The organism is Streptomyces aurantiaciflavus, from assembly GCF_049808595.1.
Lineage (GTDB): Bacteria > Actinomycetota > Actinomycetes > Streptomycetales > Streptomycetaceae > Streptomyces.
The window spans coordinates 140214-154708 of the sequence record NZ_JBNCAQ010000012.1; the positions used below are offsets into that span (position 1 = coordinate 140214).

General features: G+C 71.1%; 15 protein-coding genes and 2 pseudogenes. 5 read left to right on the top strand and 12 right to left on the bottom strand.

Annotation, left to right across the window (positions count from 1 at the left end; all coding sequences use genetic code 11):
• Positions 1-150 precede the first annotated feature (150 nt).
• The 3 genes and pseudogenes from ACPT94_RS16625 to ACPT94_RS16635 all read right to left on the bottom strand — a co-directional run bounded on the left by ACPT94_RS16625 (position 151) and on the right by ACPT94_RS16635 (position 2879).
• Positions 151-2022, bottom strand: a complete 1872-nt coding sequence (locus ACPT94_RS16625; protein ID WP_425246164.1) for a hypothetical protein — start codon at positions 2020-2022, stop codon at positions 151-153.
• Positions 2023-2141: 119 nt separating this feature from the next.
• Positions 2142-2267: pseudogene (locus ACPT94_RS16630) on the bottom strand (alcohol dehydrogenase); the annotation flags it as partial.
• Positions 2268-2468: 201 nt separating this feature from the next.
• Entirely contained in the window at positions 2469-2879 is a 411-nt protein-coding gene (locus ACPT94_RS16635) for a (R)-mandelonitrile lyase (protein WP_425246165.1), read from the bottom strand.
• Positions 2880-3268: 389 nt separating this feature from the next.
• On the opposite strand from ACPT94_RS16635, the gene ACPT94_RS16640 reads away from it, so the two are divergent.
• Together ACPT94_RS16640 and ACPT94_RS16645 are read left to right on the top strand one after the other, a co-directional pair.
• Positions 3269-4021, top strand: coding sequence for a helix-turn-helix transcriptional regulator (locus ACPT94_RS16640; protein ID WP_425246166.1), 753 nt, complete (start codon positions 3269-3271; stop codon positions 4019-4021).
• A 180-nt stretch (positions 4022-4201) separates the two neighbouring features.
• The gene (locus ACPT94_RS16645) at positions 4202-4777 is read left to right on the top strand and encodes a DoxX family protein (protein WP_425246167.1); all 576 of its coding nucleotides are present in this window, start codon (positions 4202-4204) and stop codon (positions 4775-4777) included.
• Positions 4778-5000: 223 nt separating this feature from the next.
• On the opposite strand, the gene ACPT94_RS16650 is transcribed toward ACPT94_RS16645, so the two are convergent.
• From ACPT94_RS16650 to ACPT94_RS16680, 7 genes and pseudogenes are all read right to left on the bottom strand, one after another.
• Entirely contained in the window at positions 5001-5393 is a 393-nt protein-coding gene (locus ACPT94_RS16650) for a VOC family protein (protein WP_360340447.1), read from the bottom strand.
• Positions 5390-5692: an ArsR/SmtB family transcription factor gene (locus ACPT94_RS16655; protein WP_360340444.1), complete on the bottom strand. Its 303-nt coding sequence runs from the start codon at positions 5690-5692 to the stop codon at positions 5390-5392. Before ACPT94_RS16655 ends, ACPT94_RS16650 begins: the two co-directional genes overlap by 4 nt.
• A gap of 296 nt (positions 5693-5988) precedes the next feature.
• Positions 5989-7011: a zinc-dependent alcohol dehydrogenase family protein gene (locus ACPT94_RS16660; protein ID WP_360340441.1), complete on the bottom strand. Its 1023-nt coding sequence runs from the start codon at positions 7009-7011 to the stop codon at positions 5989-5991.
• A 55-nt stretch (positions 7012-7066) separates the two neighbouring features.
• Positions 7067-7567 (bottom strand): annotated as a pseudogene (locus tag ACPT94_RS16665) (MFS transporter); the annotation flags it as partial.
• Entirely contained in the window at positions 7564-8529 is a 966-nt protein-coding gene (locus ACPT94_RS16670; protein WP_360340438.1) for a D-2-hydroxyacid dehydrogenase family protein, read from the bottom strand. The pseudogene ACPT94_RS16665 and the gene ACPT94_RS16670, both read right to left, overlap by 4 nt.
• A 139-nt stretch (positions 8530-8668) precedes the next feature.
• Positions 8669-8926, bottom strand: a complete 258-nt coding sequence (locus ACPT94_RS16675) for a hypothetical protein (RefSeq protein ID WP_360340435.1) — start codon at positions 8924-8926, stop codon at positions 8669-8671.
• Positions 8923-9741: a phytanoyl-CoA dioxygenase family protein gene (locus ACPT94_RS16680; RefSeq protein WP_425246168.1), complete on the bottom strand. Its 819-nt coding sequence runs from the start codon at positions 9739-9741 to the stop codon at positions 8923-8925. The genes ACPT94_RS16675 and ACPT94_RS16680 overlap by 4 nt, the downstream gene beginning before the upstream one ends.
• A gap of 73 nt (positions 9742-9814) precedes the next feature.
• On the opposite strand from ACPT94_RS16680, the gene ACPT94_RS16685 reads away from it, so the two are divergent.
• Both ACPT94_RS16685 and ACPT94_RS16690 read left to right on the top strand, forming a co-directional pair.
• Positions 9815-10630, top strand: coding sequence for an AraC family transcriptional regulator (locus ACPT94_RS16685; protein ID WP_360340429.1), 816 nt, complete (start codon positions 9815-9817; stop codon positions 10628-10630).
• Positions 10631-10747: 117 nt separating this feature from the next.
• Positions 10748-11473, top strand: a complete 726-nt coding sequence (locus ACPT94_RS16690; RefSeq protein WP_360340426.1) for a CocE/NonD family hydrolase — start codon at positions 10748-10750, stop codon at positions 11471-11473.
• 141 nt (positions 11474-11614) lie between these two features.
• Here the strand turns inward: ACPT94_RS16690 and ACPT94_RS16695 are convergent, their stop codons facing one another.
• On the bottom strand, positions 11615-11959 hold the full coding sequence (locus ACPT94_RS16695; RefSeq protein ID WP_360340423.1) for an ArsR/SmtB family transcription factor: 345 nt from the start codon (positions 11957-11959) through the stop codon (positions 11615-11617).
• 161 nt (positions 11960-12120) lie between these two features.
• Here ACPT94_RS16695 and ACPT94_RS16700 point away from each other — a divergent pair, with 161 nt between their 5' ends.
• Positions 12121-13098, top strand: a complete 978-nt coding sequence (locus ACPT94_RS16700; protein ID WP_360340420.1) for a quinone oxidoreductase family protein — start codon at positions 12121-12123, stop codon at positions 13096-13098.
• A 311-nt stretch (positions 13099-13409) separates the two neighbouring features.
• Here the strand turns inward: ACPT94_RS16700 and ACPT94_RS16705 are convergent, their stop codons facing one another.
• A complete protein-coding gene (locus ACPT94_RS16705; RefSeq protein WP_360340417.1) occupies positions 13410-14477 on the bottom strand; it encodes a threonine aldolase family protein in 1068 nt (355 codons plus the stop codon).
• Between the last annotated feature and the right edge of the window lie 18 nt (positions 14478-14495).

The following is a 14495-nucleotide window of genomic DNA, read 5'->3' on the forward strand; positions in this document are numbered from 1 at the left end:
GCCAGGACCGCCGATGCCGTGCCGGTTCGCCTCGGAGTCCATGACGCGCTCGCACAGGAATCCTGCGCGCGCTGCCGGTGCCGCCGGGCACGGGCTGACGGGCAAGGTGCAGACCGATTCTTCGATGGGGTGAAGAACCCGAGGACGGCTTCAGCCGGCCGATGCGAGCAGATTCCAGGCCAGGGTGCGGAGTTCGTCGTCGGGGTGGCACTGCTCGGAGAAGGGCACGTCGCTGAGCAGGCGGAGGGGGGAGAAGGCGAAGGAACGGAGGGTGGGGCGGAGATCCTCGGGGACTTGACCGATGCCGGCGAGAGCCTTGAGGGCGCTGAGGCCGAGCGGGGTGGGGCCGACCAGCTCGACGAGGACGGGGACGGCGCGGTCCGAGGATCCGGTGATCCAGTGATGGGCCTCCGCGGCCGCCATGCGGGTCCACTCGTACCTGGCCGTCAGCAGGGGCTCGACGAGAGGCAGCAGCGGCGCCGCAGCGCTGCCCAGCGGCTGGAGGCTGCTCAGGTGCCAGTGGGTCGGGCCCTGGGCGGAGAGCAGGTCCTCGAAAGTGCGAAGCGCCGGAGCGGCGTCACCGGTCAGCCGGTAGTGGGCCACGGCCGCCGCACCACGCAGCGGTGGGTCACTGCTCTGCATGGCCCTGCGCAGCAGGGCGGCGGTCTCCGGCGTCAGTAGCCCGCTGAGCCCGAGCCGACGGGCGGCGACGATGGCCGCGCGGCCGGTCCGGAGACAGTCTTCCAACTCGGGTCGGGCCTGGCGGGCTGCGGCACCGAACGGGGCCAGGGCCTCGACCAGGGCGATGCCCGCGTTGCCGGTGGCGCCCTCCGCCAACCCCTGGCGGATCACGGGTATCAGCTGGTCGGCCGCTTCCGGGAAGGAGAAGGCCGCCGCCTTGAGCACATGGGCGTCGGGGTGGCGCAGCACCAGTTCCAGGGCACGAGTGTCACGGGAGCGCACCAAGGCAAGGAGTGCAGGATCGGCGGTCTCCTTCTCCTCGGTACGTGCGTAGTGGTACAGCGCGTCCCGGAGATCGGCCCCCGGCTCGGGCAGGTGATCGATCCAGTGGCCGATGGTGCGCAGACGATGGGCGAGGGTGCGGGTGTCCTTCTGGTACGGCAAGGCGGCGAGCAGCAGGTCCAGGACCTCGGGCTCCCGGTCGCGCCAGGTTTCCGCGATTTCCCGGGCCAACCAGGATCCGCGTGAACCGAGGTCTTCGGCGGCGATCCAGCGGGCGGCGACCGCGAGGCCGGCATCCGGATCCCGCGTGAGCAGGCGGGTGAGGTGCGTGTCCGGCGTGGTGGTGCCCGACCAGGGGAAGTCGTCGTCCCCCGGGTCGGGTTCGGCGCCGTCCTCGGCGATGATCTCCACCAGTTCCGCCGGGTACGGCGGCCCGGACCGCTCGGCGGCGAGCGCGGCCGCGGCCAGCCTGACCTCGGGCAGCGGGCTGTCGAGCGGTAGCGGCTCCCGGCCGAACCGAGCCAGGACGACCATCGCGTCCGCCCGTACCGCCGGGACGGCATCGGTGGCATGGAGCTCGTCGATCTGATGCACGACGGAGGCCCGCAGCTCAGCCGGGAGCAGCTCGGCCACGGCCGCGACCACCCGAAGCGCCGCCCGGCGTACCGCACGTTCAGCGTCCGTGAGGCACGGCAGCAGCTCCGGAAGCACCCGGGAGAGCTCCGCGCATACCGCGGCGACCGAGCTGCCGGGCCAGTGCGGCGATTCGATGTCCTCGGGGTCGTGGTCGGCGAGCGCGGCGAGCAGCATCAGTAGCTCGGCGCGCTTGCCCGGGGCGTGCCGTACGGCGTGGGCGAGGAAGGGGACGGCGGGTGCCGAGGCCGGGTAGACCGTGCCCTGGTGATGGATGTTGCCGTAGAGCTCGTAGACCGCCTCGTCGGCCGTCTCCTCGTCGCCCTCGTAGAGCGCTCTGATCAGCTCGGGCACGTCCTCGGCGGAGCCGTAGGCGTGGGTCAGGGCGTGCCACTGGACGTCGTCCAGTTCGGCTGGAGATTTCATGGTCCGCGCTCCTCGGCTGATCAGGTGCGCCGACCATATCGATCACCGCTGACAACGCTGCAGCGAGAGGAACCGGTGGGGCTCCCCAGGGGTGCCGCGGGCTGCGGGTGACGGGCGGGTCAGCCGAGCGTGGCGGTGTCGATGACGAAGCGGTAGCGGACGTCGGAGGCCAGGACCCGCTCGTACGCCTCGTTGCCCCGGTCGGCGAAGATCACCTCGACCTCGGCGCCGATGCCGTGCTCTGCGTGGCAGTTGGCGCATTCGCCGCAGGAGTTGACCATGCAGCCGACGCCTACGCGGTCACCGGCCCGGTATCGTTCGGGCCGACCGCACGGCGCTTGATGGTGGTGGGGGCCAGGGGCCGGCCGGCGGCGGGGGCGGCGTAGGCGTTGACGCGCATGGGGAAGTGCTCCTTGTGCAACTCTCGTGGTGAGTCGGGACAGGTGTCAGTCGACGGCTGGGGCGGCGGCGTACTCCTCGTCGGTGACGGGCGTCAGCCAGTGCACGACGTCGTGGTCGGCGTCGCTCTCGTTGATGGCCAGGTGGACCATCAGCCGGTTCGGCGCGGCGCCGTGCCAGTGCTCCTCGTCGGCCTCGAACAGGACGCGGTCGCCGGGGCGGATGACCTCGATCGGTCCGCCCCGACGCTGGCACAGGCCGACCCCCTCGGTGACGAAGACGGTCTGGCTCAGCGGGTGGCGGTGCCAGTGGGTGCGCGCGCCGGGCATGAAGTGCACCAGGTTGGCGCTGACCCGGGACGGCGCGGGCGCGGCGGCGACGGCGTCGATGTAGACGTCGCCGGTGAACCAGTCGGCCGGACCCTTGACGGTGTTGATGGAGCTTCGGGTGATAAGCACACCTCGACCGTACGGTCTGAACGCCGCGGGAGGGATGTACCAGCAGTACACCTCTCGTGGGTGACGCGATGTGGGAGGCAGCCGGCGACACCAGCCGCCGTTACGGGTGCGCGGGCCGGATCACACGGCAGAGGGGGCGTTTCCTGCGCCGGTGGCCCGAACGCGTATCCCTCGGCTTGGGTGCTCTCGTCGGCGACGCGTACGCCGTAGCGACAGGCGAGCTTGCCGCCCAGAAGGAGGATTTCGCCCGATGGTGCGACTCACTCATCGCAACCTCTCATGAGTTAAACCAATAAATCTTGGGTTTATCGCGGGAAGGCATCGAGATGCGCAGCGCAGCGGGTCAAATGAACCCTTGTGCCCACGCTGATAGGAGTTATCGTGGCCTTGTGGCTTCCGACCCGATGGTGCGGGCCCACCCGGCCGACAGCGCCATCGACTCCGTCAGCGTCCTGAGCGAGGACTCGCGGCGGCGCATGTTCACCTTCATCCGGCGTGCCGGCCGCGCCGTCACCCGCGACGAGGCCGCTGCCAGCGTCGGCATATCCCGAAAGCTCGCCGCCTTCCATCTCGACAAGCTCGTCGACGCCGGCCTGCTGCGCGCGCGCTTCGAGACGCCCGGCGGGATCCGTAAGGTCGGCAGACGGCCCAAGGTGTACGAGCCCACCGACGCCCAGATCACCGTGAGCATCCCCGACCGGCGTCACGAACTTCTGGCGGACCTTCTCCTGGACGCCGTGCTGACCGAGAGGGCCGACGAAAACGCCACGCAGGCAGCCCTGCGCACCGCCGAACAGCGGGGTCGGCAGATGGGCGAGGCCGCGCGTGGTGAGAGCCGCCCGGGCCGACTCGGCCCCGAGCGCGGGCTGACGGCGTGCGAGCGCCTGCTGGACGAGTACGGCTACGAACCCGTCCGGGAAACCCCGACCCGGCTCCGGCTGCGCAACTGCCCGTTCCACCCACTGGCCGGGAAGGCGCCCGACCTGGTGTGCGGCATGAACCAGGCCTTCCTCAGCGGCTACCTCAACGGCCTCCAGGTCAACGGGGTCCAGGCCGTGCTGGTCCCCGAGCCCGGGGAATGCTGCGTGCGGCTGGGCCCCAGCGATCCCGATCGTGATGATCAGACGACACAGGACCACTGACGCGAAGCCGGCCGCCTGCCCGCGCGGGCCACCGCCCAGACGCACGACGCTGCCCGCAGTGGAAGGACCGTGCGGGGGGCACGCTCCTCGACGCTGCCCTCGGCTCACCCGTCACCGGTTGCTCGGCACCTGCCCGAGCTGGGGGAAACGCCCGTTCTGGCGTTCCACCGGAGCATCGCCATGTCGACCAAGCGCATCCTGAACCATCCTGCTCGTTCCACGGAACCGGTAGCACACCCCACCACCACCGCCCCTACGACCACCGCCCCTGTGGCGACCGCCGCCGACTTCGGCCTGCTGCTCATCAGGCTGACTTTTGGACTGCTGATGGCCGCCCACGGCGCTCAGAAAGTCTTCGGTCTCTTCGAGGGGCCTGGGCTTACGGCGACCGGCAAGGGGTTCGCGGGCCTGGGCTATCACCCGGGAAAGCTCTTCGCCGCGATCGGGGGTATGTCCGAGTTGCTCGGTGGCCTCGGTCTGGCGCTCGGCCTGTTCACACCGCTCGCGGCCGCCGCCCTGATCGGTGTCATGATCAACGCGATGGCCACGGTCACCGGCGCCCACGGCCTGTGGGAAACGGACGGGGGCGTGGAGTACAGCGCCTGTATCGCCGTCGTCGCGCTGGCCGTCGCCGCCATCGGTCCTGGCCGGCTTGCTGTCGACCGTTTCTTCCGCTGGGGCAGCGGCGGCTGGAAAGAGGCAGCCTTCGCCCTCGGCCTCGGCGGCGTCGCCGCCGCGATCACATTGAGTCTCTGACAAGCCTGATACATCACCCACCCGCACCGCGGTCCGGCGAGACGGCGCCTGCGATGCGGACTCCGGCCCTGTGTCGACGCGTATGCGTGCCGGCACAGGGCCGAAACTGCCGCCCTGACCCCCTCGCAGAGTTGATCAGCGTCGTGACAATGACGCACAGCCCCCGTGGTCCTCGCTCGAAGGCGGTGCGCAGTTCGCTCGAGCCCCGCACGGGGTCGACCGCCTACTGCGCCTGCGTCGCGATCTGGATCAGGTTGCCGCAGGTGTCGTCGAAGACGGCGGTGGTGACGGGGCCCATGGCCAGGGGCTCCTGGGTGAAGTGGACGCCGAGGCCGCGCAGGCGCTCGTACTCCGCCTTGACGTCGTCGACGGCGAACTGGGCGAGCGGGATGCCGTCCTGGACGAGCGTGTCGCGGTACGTCTTGACGGCCGGGTGGCCGGCGGGTTCCAGGAGGAGTTCGGCCCCGCCGGGCTCGTCGGGCGAGACGACGGTCAGCCACCGGTCCTTCTCGCCCACCGGGACGTCGTGCTTCTTCACGAAGCCGAGGACCTCGGTGTAGAAGCGCAGGGCCTTGGCCTGGTCGTCGACGAAGACGCTGGTCAGGCGGATCTTCATGGGGTTTTCTCCTCCGGTCCGGATGTGTCGGGCACGAGCCATCGCTCGGTGATCTGCCGCAGCGGGGCTGTGTTCAGGTCGTGGAACTTGTAGCGGCCCTCCCGCCTGGTTTCGACGAGCCCGGCGGCCTCCAGCACGGCCAGGTGCTGGGAGACCGCCTGGCGCGAGATGCCGAGCTGATGCTTCATGCTCAGTCGCGAGCAGATCTCGAACAGTGTCTGTCCGGACTTCTCCGCGAGCTCGTCGAGGATGGTGCGGCGGGTGGGGTCGGCCAAGGCTTTGAAGAGGTCGTCGACCACGAGCAGAGAATAGGCAAGTGTTCACTTGCCTATCAAGGGGAGCTGCGCCGGGTCCTGAGACGGCAGCCGCATGGGATCTGGCAGCGCCGTGAACGGGGCGGCGGCAGACATTCCTCAGCACCTGGACGGACACGCGCACCGGACCGCCGCCGAGGCGGCTGCCGGCAGGTCCTCCCCCAGAAGGCGTTGCCCGGCGCGGTCGTCGCCCGGCGCGGTCCGGTCCGGGCGGTAGCACCGGCTGTGCCGGGGCCGCCCGGCCCTGCAGGGGACCGGGCGGCCCGCAACGGGGAGGTCGGTCAGATGGTGAGCATGGCCTTGACGGCGCGACGTTCGTCCATGGCCTGGTACGCCTCGGCGGCCTCGGCGAGCGGGACGGTGAGGTCGAAGACCTTGCCCGGGTTGATCTTCCGCTGCCAGATCAGGTCGATCAGCTCGGGCAGGAAACGGCGCACCGGGGCGGGGCCGCCGATCAGGTGGACCTGGGCGAAGAAGAGCTCCTCGCCGCTGAGGGTGACGTCGTGGTTGACGCCCACGAAGCAGACGTGCCCGCCCGAACGAGCCGACCGGATCGCCTGCTGCATGGACTCCTGGGTGCCGACCGCTTCGACGACGGAGTGGGCGCCCAGGCCGCCGGTCAGCTCCTTGATCTTCGCCACGCCGGCGTCGCCGCGTTCGGTGACGATGTCGGTGGCGCCGAACTCGCGGGCGAGTTCCTGGCGCGGCTCGTGGCGGCTCATCGCGATGATCCGCTCCGCGCCGAGTTGCTTCGCGGCCAGCACCGCGAGCAGGCCGACCGCGCCGTCACCGACGACCGCGACCGTCTTGCCGGGGCCGGCCTCGGCGCCGACCGCGCCGAACCATCCGGTTCCCAGCACGTCGGAGGCGGCGAGCAGACTGGGGATCAGGTCGGCGTCGGGCGTGCCCGGCAGGGGGACGAGGGTGCCGTTGGCGTGGGGGATCAGGGCGCGCTCGGACTGGGTGCCGACCTGGGCCATGAACACACGGTTCACGCAGGAGGACGGGTAGCCCGAGCGGCAGATCTCGCAGGTGCCGCAGGAGGCCACGAAGGAGCCGACGACGTACTGGCCGGGCTCGACGTTCGTGACCTCGCTGCCGACCTCCTCGACGACGCCGACGTACTCGTGCCCCATGGGCGTGGGACCGTCGATGGACTCGATGCCGCGGTAGGGCCACAGGTCGGAGCCGCAGACGCAGGCCGCCGACAGCCGGATGATCGCGTCCGTCGGGGCGGTGATCTTCGGGTCTGCGATCTCCTCCACCCGGACGTCGCCGGGAGCGTGCAGTACAGCAGCGCGCATGAGGGTTACTCCTAGGGTTCTGGCCGGCCGCGGAGACGGCCGGGATGGTCGTCGCGTGGGGGCGGGTGTCGCCGAGGCGGCCGCCGATGACCGTGCCCACCAGGGCACCGGTACCGAAGCCGACGAGCACCAGCGGCACGAGGCCGGCGGCGAGATGGGCCCGGTCGGTCAGCAGCGCCGAGATGTAGGAGTACGTCGACAGTACGCCGCCGGTCGTGGTCGCGCAGGCCGCCGGCGCCAGCCACAGCCGGCCGGAGCGCAGAGCGGTCAGCTCGGCGCGGACCGACACCGCATGGTGGTCGGGGCCGTCGTGCGGGACGTAGCGGGCGATCAGCCCCGTGGAGGCGACGCCGAGTGCCGCGAGTGCCCAGAACGGTCCCCGCCGGCCCAAGAGTTGACCGGCGAAGGTGCCGAGCGGCACACCGACGACGTTGGCGAGCATGCCGCCCGCGCCCACGAGACCCAGTGCCCGGGAACTGGCAGCGGGGCCGACGGCGCGTGTCGCCGCCACGGCGGCCACCGACCAGAACGCGCCGGGGGGTGAGGCGGGACTCAGCCGGTCGTCAGCACTCTGACGGGGGCACCGGCGAGGAAGGCGGTGATGTCCTCCACCGCTTCCGTGTAGAAGGTGCGGTAGTTCTGCTCGGTGACGTAGCCGAGGTGCGGGGTGGCGAGCACGTTCGGCAGGGAGCGCAGGGGGTCGTCGGCGGGGAGCGGCTCGGTCTCGAAGACGTCGAGCCCCGTACCGGCGATCCAGCCCTCGCGCAGGGCGCGCAGGAGTGCCGTTCGGTCGACGATGGCGGCGCGAGAGGTGTTGACCAGGTAGGCGTGCGGGCGCATGGCGCGCAGTTCGGGCTCGCCGAGCAGGCCGCGGGTGCGGTCGGACAGGACGAGGTGGACGGAGACGAAGTCGCTGCGACTGAGCAGGTCCTCCTTGCTTTCCGCCAGTTGAGCTCCGGATTCGGCCGCCCGCTCGGCGGTGAGGTTCTCGCTCCAGGCGAGGACCTCCATGCCGAAGGCGGTGGCGACGCGGGCGACCCGGGTGCCGATCTTGCCGAGCCCGAGCAGGCCCAGGGTCCGGCCGTGCAGGTCCTGGCCGACGGTGGACTGCCAGGGGCCGCCTTCGCGCAGGGCCCGGTTCTCGGCGGTGACGTGCCGGGCGAGGCCGAGGAGGAGTGCCCAGGTCAGTTCGACGGGCGGCGTGGAACTGCTCGCCGTACCGCACACGGTCACGCCCTGGGCGGCCGCCGCGGCGAGGTCGATGGAGGCGTTGCGCATGCCGGTGGTCACCAGCAGGCGCAGCCGGGGCAGGCGGCGCAGGAGATCGGCGTCGAAGGGGGTGCGCTCCCGCATGGCCACGATGATCTCGCAGTCGGCGAGCTCGGCCATGAGCCTGTCCCGGTCGGTGATGTTGTCGCGGAGCGTGCGCACTTCGGCCCGGCCGGCGAGGGGGCTCCAGTCCGCCAGGGTCAGGGCGGCACCCTGGTAGTCGTCCAGCACAGCGCAGTGGAAGGTCATGCGGACATGCTGCCTTTCATCGGTCGCACGTCGGCTGCGGGGGTGGTGGTCGACGGCGACGGTGGCGGCCGGGGCCCGTGTCAGTCCGCCGCGGCTCCGGAAGGCGCTTACGCGTCCGGAGCCGGGGCACCGGGTTCGGCTACAGCTTCTCGAAGAAGAACTCGTGCTTGAGGAACGAGGTGTCGTACTCGTGGCCGGGGTGGGGCGGCAGCAACTGGGAGGCCTGGAACAGGCGCCAGCCGTCTTCCAACGCGGCGAGACCCGTCCTGTACGGCGGCTCGTCGCTGTCCCCGGTCGTGGGACGGGTGCGGCCCGTGCCGTCGTAGCGCGACCATCCCACGACGTCCGAGTCGAGGGCTGACGTGGCGAGGTAGAGCACGAGGACTTGCTGCTTCATGCGTGGCTCCTCAGGGCGGGCCGGTTGCTGACGCGCGTGACCCAGTAGTCGATGTCGAACGAGTCGTCCCCGGTCAGCGCACGCCACAGCAGCACCCGGTTGTGGATCTCCAGGCGGGCGGTGGCCTGCTCGTACCACGGGAAGGAGGTGTCGAGCTCCGCCGTCACGGCAGGGTCTCGCAGGTCGGAGGTGTCCCAGAGCCGCACCTGCGGCACGGTCGGGTTGAAGCGGATCTTGTACATGTAGCGCCGCCGCGCGGTGTCGTTGCGCCGGCCGCTGTGCCAGATCCCGTGGTGCACCAGGACGACGGTGCCGGCCGGACAGGTCAGGCGGGTCTGTCCGCGCAGATTCTGCACCCGCCCGATGTCGGTCTCGTTGACGCGGCGCAGATGACTGCCCGGCACGCTGAGGGTCCCGCCCATGTCGGGGGTGACTTCATGGGGGTAGTACATGAGCTGGACGTCGAAGGCGTCCGGCCGCACGTCGATGATGGCGTCCCCGTGGAGGTCCTGCGCGCTTCCCTCGTGCGGCTCGCGTATGTGCACCGCGTGGTGGTCGACCGTCGGGTCGGGTCCCACCAGGCTTTCGAGAGCGCCGGCCACCGCAGGAAGGGCCAGCAGACGAGGGATGAAGGAGTCCTCGGAAAAGGCCTTGGCCATCGGAGTGCCGTACGGGACCTCCGGTATCCCCGTGGACAGGGTCGCGATGGCCTCGTCGTTCAGGTCCTGCGGCACGACCCCGTCCAGGCGCAGAAACCCCTGCGCGACGAAGCGTGCCACCTGGACGGAGGTGAGCAGCTGTTTGGTGGTTGACATGCGACAAACGTAGAGAGCAACCGCTTGGAAGTGATGGGTTGTAATCGTCGAGCACTGGTAGATTTCCATCCTCATGGAGAGCGTGTCCCTGTGTCTGGACGAGCCGCCCGAGGTGGTGAACGCGGGTGTCGGCGTGCACGGTGTGTCCACCGCGCACGAAGTCTTCCGGCTGCCCGACCTGTGGCAGCTGCACCTGTACAGCTACGTGGGCCGGCTGTCCGTCGGCGGCACCGTCCACCCCATCCGACCGGGACACGTCAGCCTGATCCCGCCGGACACCGAGGTGCACTTCCACTACCAGGGCAGATCGGAGCATCTGTACGCCCATCTGCGGCTTCCCGGCGCCGGGGCCGGGGCCGGGCACCGCGTACCGCTGATGCAGGACGCCCAGGCCGAAGTGCCGTTGCTGGCCGGTCTGTTGAGGCATGCCGTCGCTGCGATGCCCGTGTCCACGACGCGCGCCTCCGCCGAGATCTGGGCGGTGCTGTGGCACGTTGCCCAGCTCACCGGCTCCGACGAGGCCGGGCGGCAGCATCCCATCGTGGTCACCGCGCAGGCGTACATCGAGGAGCATCTGGCCGACCCGCTGCCCGTACCCGTCATCGCTCGGGCGGCCGGAGTCTCGCACACGCATCTGACCCGCCTGTTCCGTGCGGAGACCGGCCTCACGGTCATCGCCTACGTCCGCCACCGAAGGCTAGAGCGCGCCCGCCATCTGCTCCAGGCCTCGACGCTCCCCATCCCCGCCGTCGCCGCCGCCGTGGGCATCGCCGATCTGCAAGCGTTCAACAAGGCCTGCCGCCGCGAGCTGGGGGCAGGGCCACGTGCCGTACGCGCCGCCGGAGTCCCCGTGCAACGAGGCCCGACACACGGCCCGCCCGACCCCTGAAGGGCTGCGGACGGGCAGGCGTCAGCGGCGTCTGCCCGTCCACGGCCCAACAGCCTGACCACTAAAGCTCACCCTCAGCCGCCCCACCCTCGCTCCCTCACCCGGAGGCCGCCCCGGATGAACCTCAGCAGTCACCTCGTCCAGCGCATGCTGCGCCTGCCCCCGCCCGTCACCAGGGACCTGACCGTCGAACGCGACCTGCGCGTCCCGATGCGCGACGGCGCCGTCCTGCTGGCCGACCGCTGGGCCCCGAAGTCCGGCGGCGGCCTGCCGACCGCGCTCATCCGCATCCCCTACGGCAGAGCCGGCCTGGTCGGCGGCCAGATGGCCAGGCCGCTGGCGGAGCGCGGCTTCCAGGTGCTCGTGCAGAGCACCCGCGGCACCTTCGGCTCCGACGGCCCCTTCGACCCGCTCCGGCGCGAGCGCGAGGACGGCCTCGACACCATCGACTGGGTGATCAAGCAGCCCTGGTTCGGCGAGTCGATGGTCCTCTACGGCCTCAGCTACCTCGGCTTCGTCCAGTGGGCCGTCGCCGACGCCGTGCCACCGCAGGTCAAGGCCATGATCCCGATCGTCTCTGAATCAGCTCTCACCCTGGAGTTCCTCCGCGCGGACGGCTTCTCCCTGGAAACCCCGTTCGGCTGGGCGGTCCAGGTCGCAGGGCAGATGACCATCGACTTCGCCGGTCACGCCCTGCCCTCCGAGGACAGCTTCAAGGTGATCATGGCCATCGGCTGCGGTGCCGCCCTGGTCGCCCTGCTCCTGGCCTCCTTCCTCCCCCGTCAGCGCGAGGGCGCCACGGCGCACGAGACCTCCGCCGCAACGGCTGCCCAGAAGGCGTAGGCGTTCCTCTCGCCCTGCCGCGTCCGTTCACCGCTCCGTCCCCACCTGCGGCGCCCCACGAGCAGCAGGGAGGACGACCACGGTCCCCTGCGTCCACGGCGACCGCCCGACCCGGGGCCCACGGGCCTCCCGGCGCCGGTGTCAGTCGCCGACGTCCTCGCGGAGGACCAGGTCGAGCAGCCCGGGGAAGCGCGCGTCGAACTCCTCGCGCCGCAGCCGGTTGACCCGCTTGGGCCCCTCGTCGCGCTGCTCGACGAGGCCGGCGCCGCGCAGGACCGAGAAGTGGTGACTGAGTGCGGCTTTGCCGACCGGCACGTCGAAGCTGCCACAGCTGCGCGTCCAGACGGCGGAGCCCGCCAGCTCGCGGACCAGCTGGATGCGCACGGGGTCGGCGAGCGCGGACAGCGCGGTGAGGACGGACACGTCCTCGGGATGCGTGTGCACCGGCGCCGCACGGTGACTGCCGCCCGCGGCCTGGTTCGACATGCCCCTCTCCTCGCTGCGCAGCCTCGCTGGGACACCCCTGCGGAGCGCCCCACCACTTGCCGAGTGTTCGACGAGCATCTTACAGTGCGAGTGTTCGCTTTTCATTGAACACTCAGAGCACTCAACTCTCAGAACACCCAGTCGAAAGGTGCGTTCCGGCCATGCGTGCAGTCGAGTTTCAGGAGTACGGCGGTCCCGAGGTGCTCAAGGTCGTGCAGGGGGAGACCCCTGAGCCGGGGCCGGGGCAGGTGACCATCGACGCCGCCTATGTGGGCGTGAACTTCGCCGACCTCAAGGCCCGCGCCGAGGGCTACCGGGTGGAATCGCTGCCCTTCCGTCCGGGCCTGGAGGTCTCCGGACGGATCCGGGCCGTCGGCCCCGACGTCGAGGGGCTGCGCCCCGGGCAGGAGGTCGCCGCCCTCGTCAACAGCGGCGCCTACGCGGAGGTGGTCGTCGCCGAGACCGCCACCGTCTTCCCGCTCCCCGAGGGCCTGGACCTGCGCAGCGCCGCCACGCTCCCCACCGTGGTGCCGACGGCGCACGCCCTGCTCCACGAGGTGGGCCGGCTGCGCGCCGGGGAGAGCGTGCTGGTGCACGGTGCCGCCGGAGGCATCGGCACGGTGGCCGGACAGCTGGCCCGCGCGGCGGGCGCCGGCGCGGTGTACGGCGTGGTCTCCTCCGCGTCCAAGGCCGAGCACGCCCTCAAGCACGGCTACGACGAGGTGTTCACGGCCGACTCCTTCCCCGACGACGTCCGCAGCGCCACCGGCGGCAGGGGCGTCGACCTGGTCCTGGACCCGGTGGGCGGCGACGCCCTGCGCCGCGGCCTGGACGCACTCGCCGTCTTCGGACGCCTGGTGTCCTTCGGCAACGCGAGCGGGGCGGCGCCGTGGCAGGTCGGACAGCCCGAGCTCTACGCACAGGGCCGTTCGGTCGCGGGCTTCTCCATCCTGGCTCTCGCGCAGTCCGCGCCCGAGGCGCTGCGCTCGCTCGCCGAGCGCGCCTTCCGCAAGGTCACCGACGGCACCGTGAGTCTTCCGGTCACCGCGGAGTTCCCCCTGTCGGACGCGGCCGAGGCCCATCGGCTGATGGGCGGGCGCACCTCGACGGGCAAGTTGCTGCTGCGGGTGGCCGACTGAGGGACACCGCTGCCAAGACCACGAAAGGCACACCGGCGCAGGACGGACACGCTCCCCGTGTCGAGGGCGATCACTGCGCCGGTGGGCCAGGTCGACGCAGTGGTGCGCGAGCGGCACGGTCCGGCCGAACGGGCCGCGGAGCCGCTCCCCCGCGGCTGACGGGCGGGAGCACGGGCGACGGTCCGGCCGCCCGTGACCCGGCAGATCCTCGTCCACCCCCGGGGCCGCGTGGCCGGGCACGGGCGAGCGACCCGTACGGGCTGTCCCCGCCTGCGTCCGGGCCGGTGGACTGGACATCTCTTCCGGTTCGGTCAGGCGGCGTGGCGGCTGACGGCCTGGACGAGGTGATCGACGTCGTGCTCCGTCGTGGTGAAGGAGGTGACGAAGCGGACGACGCCCGGCTCCCAGCGGTCGTGGTAGAAGGCGTAGCCCTCCGCCAGGAGTCCCTCAGTGACCTGCTGGGGCAGGCGGCAAAAGAGGATGTTGGCATCGGCGGCGCCGAGCAGACCGACTCCGGGTATCGCCTTGAGACCCTCCTGGAGGCGGGCGGCCATGGCGTTGGCGTGGGCCGCGTTGCGCAGCCACAGGTCGTCCCTGAGGTAGGCGTCCATCTGGGCGGCCTGGAAGCGCATCTTGGAGGTGAGCTGGCCGGCCCGCTTGGCGCGGAAGGCGAGTTCGGCGGTGAGGGAGCGGTCGAAGACGACGATCGCGTCGGCGGTCATCGTGCCGTTCTTGGTGGCCCCGAAGGACAGCAGGTCGACGCCGGACCGCCAGGTCAGCTCGGCGGGGGCGCAGCCGAGGGAGTCGACGGCTCCGGCGAAACGCGCGCCGTCCATGTGCAGGCGCAGACCTGCCTCCTGGGCGATGGAGCCGAGGGTGCGGATCTCGTCGAGGGTGTAGACCGCTCCGGTCTCGGTGGCCTGGGTGACACTCACCACGGAGGGTTCCACGCTGTGCACGTCTCCGGCCTTGTGCCGTGCGGCAGCCCGCAGCTCCTCCGGGTCGATCTTGGCGTCGTGCCCGCCGAGCGGGACGAGCTTCGCGCCCGACGTGTAGAACTCGGGCGCACCGCACTCGTCGTTGTTGATGTGGCTCTCGCGGTGGCACAGCACGCTCCCCCAGGGCGGGGTCAGCGCGGCCAGGCTCAGGGCGTTCGCCGCGGTCCCCGTGGAGACCAGCAGGACGTCGACGTCACGTTCGAACACCTCGCTCAGCCGGCGCCTGACCGTGGCCGTGCTGTCGTCCGCTCCGTAGGGCAGGGCCGGGCCGGAGGTCACCGCGGTCACCGCGGTCACCGCTTCGATGATCTCCGGCGAGGTGCCGGCGGTGTTGTCGCTGCTGAAGATGCGTGCCGCGGGGGTGGGCGTGGTGGTGGTCATGATCGGAGGTCCTTGCTG

Excerpts from the sequence above, each read along its gene's own strand:
- ACPT94_RS16660 (WP_360340441.1), bottom strand. The coding sequence starts at position 7,011 with ATGCGCGCTGCTGTACTGCACGCTCCCGGCGACGTCCGGGTGGAGGAG.
- ACPT94_RS16645 (WP_425246167.1), top strand. The coding sequence starts at position 4,202 with ATGTCGACCAAGCGCATCCTGAACCATCCTGCTCGTTCCACGGAACCG.
- ACPT94_RS16670 (WP_360340438.1), bottom strand. The coding sequence starts at position 8,529 with ATGACCTTCCACTGCGCTGTGCTGGACGACTACCAGGGTGCCGCCCTG.
- ACPT94_RS16705 (WP_360340417.1), bottom strand. The coding sequence starts at position 14,477 with ATGACCACCACCACGCCCACCCCCGCGGCACGCATCTTCAGCAGCGAC.
- ACPT94_RS16625 (WP_425246164.1), bottom strand. The coding sequence starts at position 2,022 with ATGAAATCTCCAGCCGAACTGGACGACGTCCAGTGGCACGCCCTGACC.
- ACPT94_RS16675 (WP_360340435.1), bottom strand. The coding sequence starts at position 8,926 with ATGAAGCAGCAAGTCCTCGTGCTCTACCTCGCCACGTCAGCCCTCGAC.
- ACPT94_RS16685 (WP_360340429.1), top strand. The coding sequence starts at position 9,815 with ATGGAGAGCGTGTCCCTGTGTCTGGACGAGCCGCCCGAGGTGGTGAAC.
- ACPT94_RS16695 (WP_360340423.1), bottom strand. The coding sequence starts at position 11,959 with ATGTCGAACCAGGCCGCGGGCGGCAGTCACCGTGCGGCGCCGGTGCAC.
- ACPT94_RS16650 (WP_360340447.1), bottom strand. The coding sequence starts at position 5,393 with ATGAAGATCCGCCTGACCAGCGTCTTCGTCGACGACCAGGCCAAGGCC.
- ACPT94_RS16690 (WP_360340426.1), top strand. The coding sequence starts at position 10,748 with ATGAACCTCAGCAGTCACCTCGTCCAGCGCATGCTGCGCCTGCCCCCG.
- ACPT94_RS16680 (WP_425246168.1), bottom strand. The coding sequence starts at position 9,741 with ATGTCAACCACCAAACAGCTGCTCACCTCCGTCCAGGTGGCACGCTTC.
- ACPT94_RS16700 (WP_360340420.1), top strand. The coding sequence starts at position 12,121 with ATGCGTGCAGTCGAGTTTCAGGAGTACGGCGGTCCCGAGGTGCTCAAG.